General features: G+C 67.7%; 12 protein-coding genes and 1 riboswitch. Of the genes, 7 read left to right on the top strand and 5 right to left on the bottom strand.

From position 1 onward, the window contains the following. Positions 1-333 precede the first annotated feature (333 nt). The 3 genes from ABD05_RS28100 (at position 334) to ABD05_RS28090 (ending at position 3,595) form a co-directional block, all read left to right on the top strand. Positions 334-1,251 carry an alpha/beta hydrolase family protein gene (locus ABD05_RS28100; RefSeq protein WP_047903220.1) on the top strand — a complete coding sequence of 306 codons (918 nt, stop codon included), beginning with the start codon at positions 334-336 and terminating at the stop codon, positions 1,249-1,251. Further along, on the top strand, positions 1,248-1,679 hold the full coding sequence (locus ABD05_RS28095) for a MarR family winged helix-turn-helix transcriptional regulator (protein WP_047903219.1): 432 nt from the start codon (positions 1,248-1,250) through the stop codon (positions 1,677-1,679). Before ABD05_RS28100 ends, ABD05_RS28095 begins: the two co-directional genes overlap by 4 nt. 473 nt (positions 1,680-2,152) lie before the next feature. Then, entirely contained in the window at positions 2,153-3,595 is a 1,443-nt protein-coding gene (locus tag ABD05_RS28090) for a sialidase family protein (protein ID WP_047903218.1), read from the top strand. 60 nt (positions 3,596-3,655) lie between these two features. Here ABD05_RS28090 and adhP read toward each other — a convergent pair whose 3' ends face one another. Then, a complete protein-coding gene (adhP, locus tag ABD05_RS28085) occupies positions 3,656-4,684 on the bottom strand; it encodes an alcohol dehydrogenase AdhP (RefSeq protein WP_047903217.1) in 1,029 nt (342 codons plus the stop codon). A 229-nt stretch (positions 4,685-4,913) separates the two neighbouring features. Beyond that, the gene (locus ABD05_RS28080; RefSeq protein ID WP_047903216.1) at positions 4,914-5,423 is read right to left on the bottom strand and encodes a 6,7-dimethyl-8-ribityllumazine synthase; all 510 of its coding nucleotides are present in this window, start codon (positions 5,421-5,423) and stop codon (positions 4,914-4,916) included. A gap of 66 nt (positions 5,424-5,489) precedes the next feature. Then, a riboswitch (FMN riboswitch) is annotated at positions 5,490-5,646 on the bottom strand. Positions 5,647-6,024: 378 nt separating this feature from the next. Between ABD05_RS28080 and ABD05_RS28075 the strand changes: the two genes are divergently transcribed. The 3 genes from ABD05_RS28075 to otsA all read left to right on the top strand — a co-directional run bounded on the left by ABD05_RS28075 (position 6,025) and on the right by otsA (position 12,250). Next, on the top strand, positions 6,025-8,103 hold the full coding sequence (locus ABD05_RS28075; RefSeq protein WP_238594139.1) for a TonB-dependent receptor: 2,079 nt from the start codon (positions 6,025-6,027) through the stop codon (positions 8,101-8,103). Positions 8,104-8,568: 465 nt separating this feature from the next. After that, positions 8,569-10,188 (top strand): methyl-accepting chemotaxis protein, encoded by a 1,620-nt coding sequence (locus ABD05_RS28070; protein WP_082146244.1) that lies wholly within the window; start codon positions 8,569-8,571, stop codon positions 10,186-10,188. A 655-nt stretch (positions 10,189-10,843) separates the two neighbouring features. After that, entirely contained in the window at positions 10,844-12,250 is a 1,407-nt protein-coding gene (otsA, locus tag ABD05_RS28065; RefSeq protein ID WP_047903213.1) for an alpha,alpha-trehalose-phosphate synthase (UDP-forming), read from the top strand. A gap of 24 nt (positions 12,251-12,274) precedes the next feature. Here otsA and ABD05_RS28060 read toward each other — a convergent pair whose 3' ends face one another. Together ABD05_RS28060 and ftsH are read right to left on the bottom strand one after the other, a co-directional pair. Further along, entirely contained in the window at positions 12,275-12,724 is a 450-nt protein-coding gene (locus tag ABD05_RS28060; protein WP_047903212.1) for an OsmC family protein, read from the bottom strand. A gap of 83 nt (positions 12,725-12,807) precedes the next feature. Further along, entirely contained in the window at positions 12,808-14,781 is a 1,974-nt protein-coding gene (ftsH, locus tag ABD05_RS28055; RefSeq protein ID WP_047903211.1) for an ATP-dependent zinc metalloprotease FtsH, read from the bottom strand. Between the two features lie 473 nt (positions 14,782-15,254). Here ftsH and ABD05_RS28050 point away from each other — a divergent pair, with 473 nt between their 5' ends. Next, complete coding sequence (locus tag ABD05_RS28050) at positions 15,255-16,919, top strand: acid phosphatase (RefSeq protein WP_047903210.1); 1,665 nt, start codon at positions 15,255-15,257, stop codon at positions 16,917-16,919. A gap of 111 nt (positions 16,920-17,030) precedes the next feature. Here ABD05_RS28050 and ABD05_RS28045 read toward each other — a convergent pair whose 3' ends face one another. After that, complete coding sequence (locus ABD05_RS28045) at positions 17,031-18,527, bottom strand: FAD-dependent oxidoreductase (RefSeq protein WP_047903209.1); 1,497 nt, start codon at positions 18,525-18,527, stop codon at positions 17,031-17,033. Between the last annotated feature and the right edge of the window lie 167 nt (positions 18,528-18,694).

Here is an 18,694-nt window from a genome sequence, read left to right as displayed (position 1 = left end):
CACGCTTCGGTTCCATCGGTTCTCCATCTCGGAATCCGGTCGACTTCGAGCCTGTTACGAGAGAGAAACGACACGGTGCTCCTTTTCAGTGTAACCCGCGCCGAGCCTGAGATCTTCGGAACAAGCGACGAAGCGGCGTCCGCGCGCATATTTTCGCCGCATCGCCACAGCCATCAGCCGCAAAATACAAACACCCAATTTTGTGAAAAAACGTGCCGTGCACGTTCGCCCCCGGGCGCAGCCTTCGAATGATCCTTCGACAGATATTTCGCACGCGAAATACATTCCGGACTATATTTCGCATACGAAATAACTCCCGGAACGAGGACGGCCATGACCGCTCAACCCATCGAGTTCTCCGCCATCGACGGTTATCCGCTGCGCGGCACGCTGTGGACGCCCGACGCCGAACCGCGCGCGCTGGTGCTGATCCATCCGGCGACGGCGGTGCCGGAACGGCTGTACGCCGGTTTCGCACGTTTCCTGACCGGACGCGGCTTCGCGGCGCTGACCTACAACTATCGCGGCATCGACGCGTCGCGGCCCGCGCGCCTGAGCGAGCTGCAGGCCAGCATGCGCGACTGGATGGAGCTCGACGTCGGCGCCGCGACCGCGTGGGCGCGGCAGGCGTACGACGGATTGCCGCTGCTGGCGGTCGGCCACAGCGTCGGCGGGCATGCGATCGGGCTGTCCGCCGGCACGGTGCATCTGCGCGCGGCCGTGCTCGTCGCGGCGCACGCGGGCACCACACGGCTGATCGCGAGCGCGGCCGAACGCGTGAAGGTACGCCTGATCCTGCGCGTGCTCGGCCCGCTGATGTCCGCGCTGCTCGGCTACGTGCCCGGCAAGCGGCTCGGGCTCGGCGAGGACCTGCCGGCCGGCGTGTTCCGTGAATGGAGCCGCTGGACCACGCTGCCGCATTACTTCTTCGACGATCCGGCGCTCGGCGCCGCCGAACGCTACGCGAAACAGCGGCTGCCGATCCTCGCGCTGGGCTTCGACGACGATCCGTGGGCGACGCCCGCCGCGATCGACCTGCTGGTAAGCTACCTGACCGGCGCGGCGGTCGAGCGCCGCCAGGTCGATCCGCATGCGGCGGGCAGCGGCCCGGTCGGGCACATGGGCTTCTTCCGCAGCCGGCCCGGCTCGGTGCTGTGGCCGGATGTCGCCGACTGGCTCGCGCAGGCGCTCGACGCGCCGCGCCACGCGGGCCGTCCGTCCCTTTCCATTGCTGTCGGGAACCCAGCTTGAGCGAACAACGACGACTGTTTTTCCTGTTGAACCTTGGCCAGCGGCGCGTGCAGCGCTGGGTCGACCGCAAGGCGGAGACCGACACGCGTGCGAGCGCCGCGCAGGCCGGCGTGCTGTTCTTTCTCGACAAGCAGGACGGCGCGCTGATCGGCGAAGTCGGCGCGGCGCTGCAGCTCGCGCCATCCGCGATGACCGGCCTCGCCGACCGGATGGCGAAAGCCGGACTGATCGCGCGCCACGCCGATTCGGACGACGGCCGCGCGACGCGCCTGTTCCTGACCGACGCGGGCCGGGCGGCACTCAAGCATGCGCGCGTGCTGCTGCGCGAATTGAACGAGAAGCTGTGCGACGGGTTTTCCGACGACGAACTCGATGTCGTCGCACGCTGGCTGCACGCGTTGCAGGAGCGGTTTCCGTCGGAACGCTGAGCAACGCACGGCAACGCAGGTCGCACGGAAACGATAGCGATTCATCTTTCCGTTTCGATTTCGCGCGCTCGCCACGGCAAATTTTGCCCGCGCGTTTGCTCTCGTTCGGCAACGCTTTCCGGCTACGCGCTGTTACAAAAAATTGCCTGCCGCGCCGCATCCGGATCATCTACATTGCAATCCACTTCTACGCATTCTTCGCCTGCCCGAACCGGCCTCCTGGCCGGGCGGCATCAACGACACATCCGTCACAAGCAATAAAAACGAATAGGAGTCTTGACCGAAGTGCTGGCGGTATCCAGCGCACGCGGATCGCGATGGCTGAAGCGGCATCCTGAACGACACGTCCCGGCGGCATGCATCGTGCGCGTCGCCGCGACACCCCGACCCGGGCGGCCCGTGCCGCCGCGCATCGGCTCGCACGGCCTCGTTCCACCGCACCATCGCGGCCGCACGTCAACGAGGAGCAGTTCATGCGACGCACTATCGTGTCCCACCCGCTATTCACCTGCCTGCCCGCCGCGATGGCACTGGCCTGTGCCGCCGCGCATGCCGATCCCGTGCTCGTGTCCGGCCCCAGTCCATACGCCGCCTGCACCATCGGCGGTCCCGGCACCGTCTATGTGAATGCCGAGGTCGAACCGTGGCTCGCGGTCAATCCGGCCAACCCGCAAAACATGATCGGCGTGTGGCAGCAGGACCGCTGGTCGAACGGCGGCGCGCACGGCCATGTCGCGGGCTACACGTTCGACGGTGGTGCCACCTGGGCGCGGACGACGCAGCCGTTCAGCGCGTGCGCGCCGGGCGGGCTGTCGTACGAACGCGCGTCGGACCCGTGGGTATCGATTGGGCCGGACGGCACCGCATACTCGGTCGCGATCACGTTCAACCAGTCGAACAACGGCAACGCGGTCGCCGGCTCGGTATCGACCGACGGCGGGCAGACGTGGAGCAGTCCCGCGTTGCTGATCGCGAACAACGAACCGACGACGCAGTTCTTCAACGACAAGGAATCGGTGACGGCGAACCCGGTGAAGGCCGGCACCGCGTACGCGGTATGGGACCGCCTCGAACTGCCGAACGGCAACCCGTACGCGAACCTGCACACGCAGGCGTTCCGCGGGCCGACGCTGTTCTCGAAGACGACCGACGGCGGCAAGACGTGGAGCAAGGCGAAGGTCATCGTCCACGTGCGGTCGCGCCAGCAGACGATCGGCAACCAGATCGTCGTCGATCCGAAGAGCGGCACGCTCTACGATTTCTTCGACCTGATCCAGCCGCCGTTCAGCAAGGCCGCCGGCAAGGTCGCGTTCATCAAGTCGACCGACGACGGCGCGACGTGGACGCAGCCGCGGGTGATCGCGGGGCTGCAGACGGTCGGCGTGACGGACCCGAACACCGGCGAACCCGTGCGCACCGGCGACATCATTCCCGAGCCCGCGATCGATCCCGCGTCGGGCCAGCTTTACGTCGTGTGGCAGGACAGCCGCTTCAACGGCGGCAAGTACGACGAGATCGCGCTATCGACGTCGAAGGACGGCGGCGCATCCTGGAGCGCGCCGCTGCAGGTCAACACGCCGACCGGCCGGCCTGCCTTCAATCCGTCGGTGCGCGTCGACAACACGGGCGCCGTGATGGTCACCCACTACGACTTCCGCGACCTGCTGGCCGGGAACACGACGACGCTGCCGACGGGCTTCTGGCGCAAGATCTCGCTCGACGGCGGCACCACGTTCGTCGCCGAGCGGCGCGTCGCCGGCCCGTTCGACATGAAGCCCGCGCCGAACGCGGAAGGCTTCTTCATCGGCGACTATCAGGGCCTCGACGTCGGCCCGTCGTCGTCGTTCCATCCGTTCTTCGTCCAGACCAGCGCGGGCAACCTGACGAACCGCACGGACGTGTTCTTCGCCCAATAAGCAGAACCGGGCTGCACGGCCGCCGTCGCGACGCCTCCCGCCGCGCGGCGGCCGCCCGCCTCAGTGCATGTCGGTCAGCACGATGCGCCCGTCGACCTTGCCTTCGCGCAGCTTCGCAAACACGTCGTTGATGTTGCCGAGCCGGTCGCGATGGATATGCGCGCGCACGAGGCCATCGGCCGCGAAGTCCAGCGATTCCTGCAGGTCGCGCCGCGTGCCGACGATCGAGCCGCGCACGGTGATGCCGTTCAGCACCGTCGAGAAGATCGGCAACGGGAAATCGCCGGGCGGCAGCCCGTTGAGCGCGACCGTGCCGCCGCGCCGCACCATCCCGAGCGCCTGCGCGAACGCGCTGCGCGACACCGCCGTGACGAGCACGCCGTGCGCGCCGCCGATCTCCTTCTGGATCACCTTCGCCGGATCGTCGACCGATGCGTCGATCGTCAGTTGCGCGCCGAGTTGCCGTGCGAGCGCGAGCTTGTCGGGTGAAATGTCGATCGCCGCCACGTGCAGGCCCATCGCGCGCGCGTATTGCACGGCCACGTGCCCGAGACCGCCGATCCCGGAGATCGCGAGCCATTGCCCCGGACGCGTGTCGGTGACGCGAATGCCCTTGTAGACGGTCACGCCCGCGCACAGGATCGGCGCGATCTCGTCGAACGCGACCTGTGCCGGCAGATGGCCGACGTAGTCGGGATCGGCGAGCACGTATTCCGCGTAGCTGCCGTTCACCGAATAACCGGTGTTCCGCTGGTCGTGACACAGCGTTTCCCAGCCCGTGTGGCAGTACTCGCAATGGCCGCAGGCCGTATAGAGCCACGGCACGCCGACGCGGTCGCCCTCGCTCACGTGCTTGACGCCCGCGCCGACCGCCGCGACGACGCCCACGCCTTCATGCCCCGGGATGAACGGCAGCGACGGCTTCACGGGCCAGTCGCCGTCGGCCGCGTGCAGGTCGGTATGGCAGACGCCCGATGCCTTGATGTTGACGAGGATCTGGCCGGGGCCCGGCGTCGGCACGGGGACTTCCTCGATGCGCAGCGGTTCGCCGAAGGCGTGCACCACGGCCGCTTTCATGGTTTGCGTCATGCGTCGCTCCTGTCTGGTCGATGAGCGGCCCAGTATCCGGTTTCGGATTCGAACGACGTTGATGTGTGTCAACGCGCGGGACAATGCCCGGCGCTTGCCGCTGATTCAACGCGTCGCACCGTGGCGCGACGCCCGATCGCGCCCCGGCAGACGCCGCGCGACGTCATCCGTCGCGCGGCGGCCTGCCCTGAACAGCGTGTGTCGCGCGTCAAATCGCGCGGCACAAGCGTCAGGCGGCCTGCTTCATCGCAGTGGCCGCGGATTCCGCCTTGAGCGCCGCAACCTTGCCGATCGTATCGACGCATGCGTGCGCGAGCTCCGCACCTTTCACGAGGAAGTGTTCGTGGAAGAACTTGACGTGCTCGTCCGATCCATGGAAATGATGCGGCGTCAGCACCGCCGACAGCACCACCACCTCGGTTTCGAGCTGCACCTGCATGAGGCCCGAAATCACCGTCTGCGCGACGAAGTCATGGCGATAGATGCCGCCATCGACAACCAGCCCGGCGCAGGCGATGGCCGCGTATTTGCCGGTTTTCGCGAGCAATTTGGCATGCAGCGGAATCTCGAAGGCGCCGGCCACTTCGAAGAAATCGCAATCCGATTCGCTCATGTTCGCGTTGCCCAGCGCATCGACAAACGCGATTCGGCACTGGTCGACGATCTCCTTGTGCCAGCACGACTGGACAAAGGCGATACGGGGAGTGGCAGTGGGGGAAACGTGGGAAATCTGGGTCATCGACTGATCCTGTGTGAGTTGAATGGGCGCACAGGGACAAGCCGCGTACCTTGCGTACGCAACGAACCCCGCTCTCTCTCATCCGGACTTTAACCGTCGGCCCCGGAATCACACCGGGTCTGCTGACCTTGCCGTGACAACCATCGCCGGCAAGCGCTCGCGGGCTACGCGCAATCGCGCGATTACCGCCGGTGGGGAATTTCGCCCCGCCCTGAGAACGTTCGCGGCAAATTTGCCGCGACGGAAATCTATCACAGTCTCGTCGCGCATGTTGCTCGAAGCCGGCTGATCCGTTTCGTGCGTTCGACGCGCCCGACGCATGCCGGCCGACGCTTTCCGTCGCCGGTTTTCCGCTCCCGCCTCCCATTTCACCGATCCGACAGAAACCCGACGAAACCCCGCCAGCCGGCTTGGAATTTGAAATGATATAACATATCATTTCGCGTGCTCGTCCGCCCGACGCCGTTCCACCGTGGGTGGCCGAGCCTCGCCGAGCCATGTTCCAACGGGTCACTGCGCGCCGCTGACGCAACAATATATCGTATCCAGCCGTGGCCCGTATCGCTCGTTATCCGATCCGATTCCAACCGATTCACCGACCATGCGCGACCTCCCTCGTTTACCGCTTCGCCCGCTTTCGTCCCTTTCGCTGATGCTGTTCGCCGCCGTCGCGCACGCGCAGTCCGATGCACCCGTCGCGTCGGGCACGCCTTCAACCACGCCGCTCGCACCGATCTTCGTGACCGCGAACCCGCTCGGCGATACCGAACCGATCGCGCCGACCGTCCAGCTTTCCGGCGACGCGCTGACGCGCCGCCAGGCCGATTCGCTCGGCGAAACGCTCAACGGCCTGCCCGGCGTGTCGACCACCACGTACGGGCCGATGGTCGGCCGCCCGATCATCCGCGGGATGGACGGCGACCGGATCCGGCTGCTGCAGAACGGCGTCGCGTCCTACGACGCGTCGTCGCTGTCGTACGACCATGCGGTGCCGCAGGATCCGCTGTCGATCGAACGCGTCGAGATCGTGCGCGGCCCGGCCGCGCTGCTGTACGGCGGCAACGCGGTGGGCGGAGTCGTCAATACGATCGACAACCGGATTCCGCGCGAAGCGATCGAAGGCGTGACGGGTGCGCTCGACGCGCGCTACGGCGGCGCGAATTCCGTGCGCGCGGGCGCCGCGCAGGTCGAAGGCGGCAACGGCCGCTTCGCGTTCCACGTCGACGCGTTCGACCGAGAAACGAGCAAGCTGCGCATTCCCGGCTACGCGCGCAGCAGCGCGCAACGCGCGATCGACGGCCCCGACACGCCGCAGCCGGAAGGCAGCGTGCCGAACAGCGACGGCCGCGTGCACGGCGGCGCGGTCGGCGCGTCGTACACGTGGGCGGACGGCTTCGCGGGCCTGTCGTACAGCGGCTACGAATCGAACTACGGCTCCGTCGCGGAGAGCGACGTGCGGCTGCGGATGCGCCAGGAACGCCTCGCGCTCGCGTCCGAGGTGCGCAACCTGAGCGGGCCGTTCACGAAGCTGAAATTCGACTTCGCGTACACCGACTACCGCCACAAGGAAGTCGACAACGGCGAGACGGCAACCACCTTCCGCAACCGCGGCTACGAGGCGCGCATCGAGGCGCGGCATCGCAAGATCGGCCCGTTCGAGGGCGCAATCGGCGTGCAGTTCGGCCAGAACACGTTCTCCGCGCTCGGCGACGAATTGCTCGTGCCGTCGACGCGCACGAACAGCGTCGCGCTGTTCGGCCTCGAGGAATGGCAGGTCGTCCCCGCGCTGAAGCTGAGCGTCGGCGGCCGCTTCGAGCACGTGAAGGTCGACCCGGATCCGGCCGGCGTCGAGAAATTCGCGGGCGCGCAGCCGCGCGACTTCAACGCGGGCAGCCTGTCGGCCGGCGCGCTGTTCTCGCTGACGCCTGTGTGGTCGGTCGCGGCGAACGTCGCGTACACCGAACGCGCGCCGACCTTCTACGAGCTGTATTCGAACGGCCCGCACGATGCGACCGGCCAGTTCCTGATCGGCAACCCGAATGCGTCGAAGGAAAAGGCCGTGTCGACCGACCTGTCGCTGCGCTATGCGAGCGGCCCGAACCGCGGCAGCGTCGGCGTGTTCTACAACCGCTTCTCGAACTACCTGACCGAGTACAACACCGGCCGCGTCGTGAACGGCGACGACGAGCCCGTCGCGCCCGGCACCGACGGCGCGCTGAACGAGGCGATCTATCGCGGCGTGCGCGCCGAGTTCTACGGCATCGAGCTGGACGGCAAATGGCGCGCGTTCTCGCGGCGCGGCCATACGGTCGACCTGGAACTGACGGCCGACTACACGCACGCGCGCAACGTCGACACGGGCCAGCCGCTGCCGCGCATCGCGCCGCTGCGCGCGACGCTCGCGGCCGACTACGGCTACGGCCCGTTCGGCGCACGCGCGCAGGTCACGCACGCGTGGTCGCAGCACCGCGTGCCCGACAACGACGTCTCGACGGACGGCTACACGTCGCTCGGCGTGATGCTGACCTACAAGTTCCGCGTCGGCGCGACGCACTGGCTCGCGTACCTGCGCGGCGACAACCTGGCGAACCAGGAAATCCGCTATTCGACTTCCGTCGTGCGCGGTTTCGCGCCCGAAGGCGGCCGCAGCGTGATGGCCGGGTTGCGCACCACGTTCTGACCCTCACACGGCTCGCGGCGCCCGCCGCGGGCCTGTCCGGTGCGACGACATCCGGCGCCGATTCAGCTTTATCCCCCATCGCCGCCAACCGCGCGGCGCACGCCGACAACGTATATCGGCCCCTCCCGGAATTCGCCCGCAAGAAAATTCCGTTATTCATCCATAAATCGAAACACATTCATCAGACAATTATTAACAAAAAGAAGATTATTGTTTCACCAATAAAGTCGATTTCGAATTCCGCGTATAAAAACTTGAATCACGGGCGATACACGGATTTTTGACCAGGATCAAGAAAGCCCGCCGGACAAGGCTTTCATCACTAGAAAAACCAATATCAGGGTTTTCGAAGGCTAAAGAATCATTCTGCATACCCGTTAATGTCGGCACGAGCCCGTATCTGGTCGAACAATAAATTCCATTTGCCAACCACACGCACAGGGGCACAACGTGAAAATCGCCAGAATGAGCATCAAAACAAAACTCCTTGGCGGCTTCGGCCTGCTCGCCGCGGTCGTCGTGATCGTGTCGGGCATGGCCCTCAAGGCGCTGTCCGATACGAACGCCGAGTTTTCCCGCTACATGAACGGCATCAACGCGCGGGCGAACCTGTCCGCGCAAATCCGCACCGCGGTCGACCGGCGCGCGATCGCCGCGCGCAATCTCGTGCTCGTGACCAAACCCTCCGACATCGAGCTCGAACTGGCCGAAGTGAACCAGGCGCACAAGGACGTGCAGGAACATCTCGCGAAGCTCAAGGAGATGATGGCGAACGCGACCGACACATCCGATCGCGCGCGCGAACTGGTGGCCGACATCGTGCGCATCGAAACCCGCTACGGGCCGGTCGCGCTGCGCATCGTCGGGCTCGCGCAGGCCGGCAAGAAAGACGAGGCGACCGCCGACATCGACGAAAATTGCCGCCCGCTGCTCGCGCAGCTGGTGCGCGCGACCGACGCGTACGCGGCTTATACGCATGAACGCGAAGTCGCGATCGCGCAGCAATTCGCGGACCGCTACGCGATGGAGCGCAACGTGCTGGCCGGCATCAGCCTGATCGCCGTCGCGATCGCGGCCTGCGGCGGCCTGTGGCTCACGCGCAAGATCACGGCGCCGATCGGCTCGGCCGTGGACGTCGCGCGCACGGTGGCGAACGGCGATCTCGGCAGCCGCATCCAGGTGACCGGCAACGACGAAACGCGCGACCTGCTCGACGCGCTGCGGACGATGAACGAGCGGCTGATCGGCATCGTCGGCCGCGTGCGCGATTCGTCGAACAGCATCGCGCATGCGGTGGGCGAGATCGCGTCGGGCAACCTCGACCTGAGCCAGCGCACCGAGGAACAGGCCGCGTCGCTGCAGGAAACCGCCGCGACGATGGAGGAATTCACGTCGACGGTGCGGCTGAACGCGGAAAACGCGCAACAGGCCAGCACGCTCGCCGCGAATGCGTCGGATGTCGCGCAGCGCGGCAGCTCGGTGGTCGGCCGCGTGGTCGACACGATGACGGAAATCGGCCAAAGCTCGTCGAAGATCGCCGACATCACGGGCATCATCGAAGGCATCGCGTTCCAGACCAACATCCTCGCGCTGAACGCGGCCGTCGAAGCTGCACGTGCGGGCGAACAGGGCCGCGGCTTCGCGGTCGTCGCGAGCGAGGTGCGCAGTCTCGCGCAGCGTTCGTCGACGGCGGCGAAGGAAATCAAGGAGCTGATCTCCGCGTCGGTGCAGACGATCCAGGACGGCTCGGCGCTCGCGGGTGAAGCCGGCAAGACGATGTCCGACGTCACGCAGGCGGTTGCGCGCGTGACGGACATCATGGGTGAGATCGCGGCCGCGTCGGCCGAGCAGAGCCGCGGCATCGACCAGGTGAACCTGACGATCACGCAGATGGACGAGACGACCCAGCAGAACGCGGCGCTCGTCGAGCAGGCCGCCGCCGCATCGAAGTCGCTGGAAGCGCAGGGCCGCGAGCTGTCGGAAACGGTCGCCGCGTTCCGGATGCCGTCCGGCGCGCACGCGACGTCGCCGGGCGCGCACGCGCATGAGGCCGACACGCGTCGCTGGCAGCCGGCCGCCGCGTAATGGATGCGGCAAGGCGATGACGATGCGCATGCTGTTCCGGTTGTCCGCCTGCATCGCGTTCGCGCTTGCGCGTACCGCGCGATGCGCGGCCGCGCGCGGCACGCGGTGCGGCTGCGCATCGTCGTCATCCAGCGGACCAAATACGCGCGCACGACATCGCGCGACGCCGATCCGTGCCGCACATTCGCGGCACGCATGCATGTAGGCCGCGCATCGGCGTAGATGTATCGAAAGCCTTCGCCGTCGATCGACGCGGCATCGTGCGCGTGCACGTGTGCGAAAGTGCGCATGCGGCACTCATGCACGCACACCGGCACGAACGATCGCGCCGGATTATCCCCATCCGCTGCCGTGCAGTGCACACGCTGCGTTTGCAGCGCCGCGCAAGCTTCGATCCCGCCTTTGCATCGAGCGTTGCCACACCGATGTCATGGATATCGCGCTCCACTCGCGCCCGCGTCGCTCGCCGATGGAGCCTTTTAAAACTGGCGAATGACGAGTATCCTAAAAAAAGCACTCCCCGTTCGGACGGCGAATCGCGTGCCCTGACTCCCGTCCGATCGCATTGCGGCCCCATCGCAGCACGCCGATGGCGGCGTCCGCTTCGCGCCGCCGGCCGCACGAACCTTTCCCCCAACAATCGTCAGGAGAGCTGGTGAGCCGACTCGTCGTCGTATCCAATCGCATCGCAGACCCCCGTAAAGCCGCGGCCGGCGGCCTCGCCGTCGCCGTGAAGGACAGCCTGCAGGAAACCGGCGGCGTATGGTTCGGCTGGAGCGGCAGGCTACGCGGCGGCGACGATCAGCCCTCGCATGGCGACGAGGTGCAGATCCAGAACGTCGGCGGCATCCAGCTTGCGACGATCGATCTCGATCCGCAGGATTACGACGCGTACTACCTCGGCTACTCGAACAACGTGCTGTGGCCGGTGTTTCACTACCGGCTCGATCTCGCGCAGTTCGACCGGCGCTTCGCCGACGGCTACCGGCGCGTGAACCAGTTGTTCGCGCGCAAGCTGCGCACGCTGCTGCGGCCCGACGACATCGTCTGGGTACACGACTACCAGCTGATTCCGCTCGCCGCCGAGCTGCGCGCGATGGGCTGCACGAATCCGATCGGCTTCTTCCTGCACATCCCGATGCCGCCGCCGCCGATCATGGCCGCGATCCCGGAACACGAGTGGCTGATGCGCTCGCTGTTCGCGTACGACCTCGTCGGCTTCCAGACCGAATCGGATCTGCTCCACTTCGAGCATTACGTCGAAGCGGAAGCCGGCGCCGCGCGGCTGCCCGACGGCCGCCTGCGCGCGTTCGGCCGCACGCTGTCGGCCGGCGCGTTTCCGATCGGCATCAACGTCGACGAGTTCGAGGCGCTCGCCCGCGATCGCGACGGCATCGACATGTTCGACCGGATGCGCGACGAATATTCGCGCCGCCAGTTGCTCGTCGGCGTCGACCGGCTCGACTACACGAAAGGGCTGCCGCAGCGCGTGCATGCATTCCGCCAGTTGCTCGAACAGTATCCGGAGAACCGCAACCGAGCGACGCTGATCCAGATCGCCGCGCCGAGCCGCGAGGATCTCGGCGCGTACGACGACCTGCGGCGCGAGATGGACAGCCTGTGCGGCGCGATCAACGGCGACTACGGCGAACTCGAATGGATGCCGATGCGCTACATCCACCGCACCGTCGCGCGCAAGCGCTTGCCGGGCCTCTATCGCGCGAGCCGCGTCGCGCTCGTCACGCCGCTGCGCGACGGGATGAACCTCGTCGCGAAGGAATTCCTCGCCGCGCAGGACGCGGCCGACCCGGGCGTGCTCGTGCTGTCGCGTTTCGCGGGCGCGGCCGAGCAGTTGAAGCCGGCGCTGCTCGTCAATCCGTACGACACGCAAGGCACCGCGCAGGCGATCCAGCGCGCGCTCACGATGCCGCTCGAAGAGCGTCGCCAGCGCCACTCCGCGCTGATGGCGATCGTGCGCAAGACCGACGTGCACTGGTGGCGCACGCGTTTTCTCGAAGCGCTCGCGGAAGCGGCCGAAGTCGCCGCGGCCACCGAGCACTGACCGCACTCACGCATCCGTCGCTGCCTATTCGAGCGCCGCGCCGTTGGCATCGCACAGGTCGACCGAGATCGGGATGCCCGCGCGCATGCTCTCGGTCACCACGCAATACGCATCGAACCGGTCGAGCACGCGCGTCGCCGCCGCGAGATCGGCCCACGCTTTTCCGATCGACAGCCGCACCGCCATCGCGCCCACGCGCACCCTGCCCGATTCGTTCTGCACCATGTCGACGTCGATATGCGCGGCAATCGGCTGCGGATCGACGTGCTGCTTTTTCAGCGCAAACAGCAGGCTCGCCGCAAGACAGCTCGCGACCGCCGCGGCAAGCAGCCGGACCGGATTCGGCCCGCGCCCGTCGCCGAGCGGCGGCGGCTCGTCGATGAGCACCGGCGACAGCGTCGTGCCGGCAAACGTGACTTCGAAACAAAAACGCGCCTGCTGCGCGACCTTGACCGATACGTGCGGCTCGCTCATGGCGACTCCGTAACTGGAAAGGGGGAAAGGAATTCCGGCGCAGCGCCGCATCGGCACGCGCCGTTCGCAGGCTTGCAGCGCATTCAGCGTTCGGGCTCGCGACGCGGCCCGTACGCGATGAAATCGCGCTCGACCGCCGACGCCTGCTCGGGCGCGAGCGCGTCGCCGCGCGGGCCGGCATCGCCGTCGGGTGCCGCTGCCGCGGACGACGGTTCGATACGCCCGTCGATCAGCGCCTGCAGCGCGTCTCGTTCGAGCACTTCGCATTGCAGCAGCCGTCGCGCGATGCGTTCGAGCGCATCGCGGCGTTCGCCGAGCGTCGCCGCCACCCGCGCATGCGCGTCGGCCAGCAGCGTGTGCACTTCGTCGTCGATCATCCGTGCCGTGTGCTCGCTGCAGCGTCCGGCGCCCGCATGCCATGCGCCGGGCATGCCCTGGCGCGCATCGGCGTCGTCGAACGTCACGAGGCCGATCTTCTCGCTCATCCCGTACTGCATGACCATGTGGCGCGCCATCGCGGTCGCGCGTTCGAGATCGTTCTGCGCGCCCGTCGACACGTCGCCGAACACAAGCTCTTCGGCGACCCGCCCGCCGAGCAGTGCATCGATCCGGTCGAGCAGCTCGCTCCTGCGCAGCACGTAGCGATCCTCGGTCGGCACTTGCTGCGTGTAGCCGAGCGCGGCGACGCCGCGCGGAATGATCGACACCTTCTTCACCGGATCGCAATGCGCGCGGCTTTCCGCGACGAGCGCATGGCCGGCCTCGTGATACGCGATGGTCAGCTTTTCCTGCGCGTTCATCACGCGGCTCTTGCGCTCGAGGCCCGTCAACGCGCGGTCGATCGCCTCGTCGAAGTCGGCCATGCCGATCGCCGGCTTGCCGAGTTCGGCCGCATGCAGCGCAGCCTCGTTGACGACGTTCGCGAGATCGGCGCCGACGAAGCCCGGCGTACGCGACGCGAGTTCGCCGAGGTCGACCTCGGCCGCGAGCTTCACGCGCTTCACGTGCACGCCGAGGATCTGCCGGCGGCCGTTCACGTCGGGCCGGTCGATCGCGATGTGGCGATCGAAGCGGCCCGGCCGCAGCAGCGCGGGATCGAGGATCTCCGGCCGGTTCGTCGCGGCCATGATGATCACGCCGGAGCCGGCCTGGAAGCCGTCCATCTCGACGAGCAGCTGGTTGAGCGTCTGCTCGCGTTCGTCGTTGCCCGACGTCGGGCCGACGCCGCGCACCTTGCCGAGCGCATCGAGCTCGTCGACGAACACGATGCACGGCGCCTTCTGCTGCGCCTGCTCGAACAGGTCGCGCACGCGCGCGGCGCCCACGCCGACGAACATCTCGACGAACGCCGAGCCGCTGATCGAGAAGAACGGCACGGCCGCCTCGCCGGCCACCGCGCGCGCGAGCAGCGTCTTGCCCGTGCCCGGCGCGCCGACGACGAGCACGCCCTTCGGGATCTTGCCGCCGAGCCGCTGGTAGCGGTCGGGGTTGCGCAGGAACGCGACGAGCTGCTGCAGTTCGGCCTTCGCCTCGTCGATGCCGGCGATGTCGTCGAACGTGATGCCGGTTTCCTGCTGCACGTACACGCGCGCGCGGCTCTTGCCCATTCCGGTGAAGTCCTGCAGCCCGCCGCGCTTTCGCAGCATCATGTTCCACACGAACACGAACAGCACGAGCGGCAGCAGCCACGACGCGAGCGACGCGATCCAGCCCGTGTCGGGCGTGCCGTGATAGCGGATGCCGGCGGCGGTCAGCGTGTCGGTCAGGTGCTCGTCGGTCACGCGGTTGGTCGTGAAGCGCCACGGCGCGCCGGCCTGCTGCACGGCCGCGGCTTCGGACGCCGGCAGCACCGTGGCGGCCTGCGGCATCTTCAGCGTGCCCGTGATCGACGCGGGGCCGACCTCGAGATCGTCGACGAGCCGCGCGGCGACGAGCCGGTGGAAATCGCTGTATGCGATCGACGCCGACGCCGGGTGCAGCATCAGCAACTGCGCGGCGAACAGCACGAAGAAGCCCGCCGCGATCAGCAATCCCGGGTAGTCGAATTTCTTGTCCATGGCATCGGCCCGGCCGCACGCGCGGTGCGGCGCGCGCTCACGCGGGCAACCGCGCGCGACCGGCGCGCGGCATCGGCGGCCATGCGGAAACGGCAAACATCCGCGTCATCGTCGCCTCGCTGTGTCGCCTCGTTTCGTCGCATCGATGACGCCGCGGCGGCGCCGTCGGCCGGCGCCGTCGGGCGATCCTCGCCCGGGCGGCACGCCGCGACGTGCCGCCCCTGAATTCAGTCTAGTCCCCGCGCGGGCGTCGCGCATCGCCTGCCGCGCGAGTCGAATCGTCCGACAAACACCTTTCGTCGGCGGCCCCCGTCGCGTTATAGTCGCGTTCGTGACCTTTTTATGACAAATGAGCCGCGCGCGCTGGTTGCGCCATGCCGGCCGTTGCTTTCCGTCCCGCATCGCGGCAGCCTGAGCGACGCCGCCGCGCATCGAACGACATCGCCAACCCGCTCATTCGAGGAGCCCACGACGTGACCGACACCCCCGATCGCCCCGACGACCTTCCCGCCGATCCCGACCGCCGCCGTGTGCTCGGCGGCCTCGCCGCACTCGGTGCCGGTGTCGCGCTCAGCGGCTGTGAAACCACGGCGGGCAGCGCGCCGCGCTCCGCCGCCGACCTGCGCATCGACGAAGCATTGCGCCAGCGCGTGCGCCACATCGTCGTGATCTATGCGGAAAACCGCAGCTTCGCGAACCTGTACGGCGATTTCCCGGGCGTGCGCCATCCGCTGAGCGAGGTGCGGCCCGAGCACGCGCAGCAGCTCGACCGCGACGGCAAGACGCTGCTGCCCGTGCTGCCGAAGATCTGGGGCGGGCTCGTGCCGCAGGCGCAGGAAGTGGACGGCAAGCGCTACGCGATCGCCGAGCGCGACCTCGACAAGCTGCCGAACGCGCCGTTCCGGATCGCCGACGCGCAGGGCAAGCCGCTGCCGAACGGCGTGATCACGCGCGACCTGTGGCACCGCTTCTACCAGAACCAGATGCAGATCGCGGCCGGCCGCAACGACCAGTTCGCCGCGTGGGCCGATTCGGGCGGCCTCGTGATGGGCCACTACCGCAATTCGGCCGACACGCTGCGGCTGTGGAATCTCGCGCGCCAATACACGCTGTGCGACAACTTCTTCATGGCGGCTTTCGGCGGTTCGTGGCTGAACCACATGTTCCTGATTTCCGCGCAGGCGCCGCGGTATCCGGACGCGCACAAGCATCCGCACGCGGCGAAGCTGCTGTCGAAGGTCGAAGGCGACGATCCGGCCGGCACGCGCCTCGCGCTCGCCGCCGATTCGCCGGCATCCGCGCTCGACGGCCCGCCGAAGTTCGCGGGCGACGGCCCGCTGACGCCCGACGGTTACGGCGTGAACACGATGGCGCCGCCGTACCAGCCGAGCTACGTGCCGCCGCCCGACCCGGGCAATGCCGCGTATGCGGATCCGGACGACCATCGCGTGCTGCCGCCGCAGGGCTACGCGACGATCGGCGACCGCCTGTCGGAGAAGAACATCGACTGGGCGTGGTACAGCGGTGCGTGGCAATACGCGCTCGAGCATCGCGACACGGGCACCGTGCCCGATTTCCAGTACCACCACCAGCCGTTCAACTACTTCCGCAACTTCGCGCCGGGCACCGAAGCGCGCCAGCGGCACCTTCGTGATGCAGGGCTCGGCGACGAGCCGTCGACGAACCGCTTCATCGCCGACATCGACGCGGGCCGCCTGCCGGCCGTCACGTTCTACAAGCCGCAGGGCAACCTGAACATGCACGCGGGCTACGCGGACATCGAATCGGGCGACCGCCACATCGCGACCGTGATCGACCATATCCGGCGCGGGCCGCAATGGGACAACACCGTGATCGTGATGACGCACGACGAGAACGGCGGCTGGTGGGATCACGTTGCGCCGCCGGTCGGCGACCGCTGGGGGCCGGGCTCGCGGATTCCGGCGCTCGTGATCTCGCCGTTCGCGAAGAAGGGTTACGTCGATCACACGCTGTACGACACGAACTCGATCCTGCGCCTCATCAGCCGCGTGCACGGGCTCGCGCCGCTCGACGGCGTGGCCGCGCGCAACAACGCGTTCGCCGCGCGCGGCGAGCCGCCGCCGGGCGATCTCACGAACGCGCTCGATCTCGGCTGACGGACGGTTGGTCGTTTGACTGCTTAACTGCTTCACCGCTTGACCGCTTGAAACGACGACGCCCCGGGCAATGCGATCGATTGCCCGGGGCGTCGTTCATTTGCGGCGACGCTACGCGGCGCTGCGCAATGCGTCGCGCACCGCGTGCGCCGCGTGACGGCCGGCCTGCCGGCCGAAGAACGTCGCGTCGGCCAGCGACAGCCCCGAACTGTAGCCGGCGCCCCAGCGCGGCAGCCCGCACGTCGTGCGGCCGGCCGCATAGAGGCCCGGCACCGGCACGCGCGCCGCATCGAGCACCTGCCCGGTCGGCAGCGTGTCGAGCCCGCCGAGCGTGAAATGCGGATAAAACGCGTAGTCGATCCGGCAATCGAGCGCGACGAACGGCGGTTCGATCAGCGGCTGCAGCCACTTCTTCGCCTTGTGGAACAGCGGATCGGCGCCTTCGGCTGCATGGCGGTTGTACACGTCGACGGTCGCCGTCAGCGTGCCGGCCGGCATCTGCAGGTCGCGTTCGACCTCCTCCCACGTTTCGCCGGCCGCCGCGATGCCGATCCGCGCGATCGCGGGCGGTTCCTGATAAGTCGCGTGGTCGACGAGCAGGTAGATCCGGTCGTCGGCCTGGTGGAACGCATGATGGCCCGTGCGGCCGTGATAACCGTCCTCGTTGATGAAGCGCTGCCCGCGCGCGTTCACGAAAATGCCCTTGATCAGCGATTCGGGCGCGTAGAACGGCAGGCTGACGAAACCCTGGTCCATGTGGATCGCCGCGCCGCCCGCGCTCTGGCCGAGCAGGATGCCCGAGCCGTCGTCGCCGGGGCTGCCGATCGGCTCGTCCGAGCGCAGGAACTGCGGCGCATGCCGGCGCACCATGTCGCGGTTCATCGCGAAGCCGCCCGCACACAGGATCACCGCACCACGCGCACGCACGAACACCGTGTCGCCATACGCACGCAGCACGACGCCGCACACCGTGCCGCCATCGTCGACGATCAGCGCGAGCGCGCGCGTGTCGTAGCGCGTCGCGACGCCGAGCGCCGCCACGCGTTCGGCCAGCACGCGCATCAGCATCTGCCCGCCGCCCCAGCCCGGCCATTGCGGCGTGTGGCCGCGCGGGCACGGTTTCGCGGCCTCGCTGAACGGCCAGGCTTCCTCGCTGCCCGACCAGATCAGGCAGTCGTCGGTTTCCGGTTCGACGATCCGCTCGGCGATGAACGTGTTCTTGTACGTGAGCCCCTGCGCGACGAGCCAGTCGTGGTGTGCAAGGCTCTCGTTCGCGTAGAGGCGCACCTTGGCGTCGTCGGCGTCGCGGCCGCCCGCGAGCATCAGGTAGCGATACAGGTCCTCGGTGTCGTCGGTAAAGCCGGCCTGCCGCTGGGCAGGCGTGCCGCCGCTGCCGCCGAGGTAGATCTCGCCGCCCGACAACGCGCTCGTGCCGCCGTAGCTCGATGCGCGTTCGACGATCAGCGTATCGGCGCCGACGCTCGCGGCTTCGATCGCCGCGCACGCGCCGGCCGCGCCGAAGCCGACGATCACGACATCGTGTTCGGCGTCCCAGCGATGCACGTCGCGGGCGTTCAGGGGGCGGGTCAGGGAATAGTCGGATGACATGGAGAATGGGTCAGCGTGAAGGAAATCTGCGGGAAACGAGGAGCGTGACGCTGGCGTGCCGGGCTGGTCGCCTGACGTGGGGGTCGATACGTTGTCACTGCGCCGAGTTATCGCGTCGTCACGGTGCCGCGTTGTCGCGTTGCCGTTAAGAGCACGCTGTGGTGTTG

The sequence above is a fragment of the Burkholderia pyrrocinia genome, from assembly GCF_001028665.1.
In the GTDB taxonomy this organism is placed as follows: Bacteria; Pseudomonadota; Gammaproteobacteria; order Burkholderiales; family Burkholderiaceae; genus Burkholderia; species Burkholderia pyrrocinia.
The sequence above is the reverse complement of the archived record's forward strand: the minus strand, read 5'-3'. Positions and strand labels throughout refer to the sequence as shown.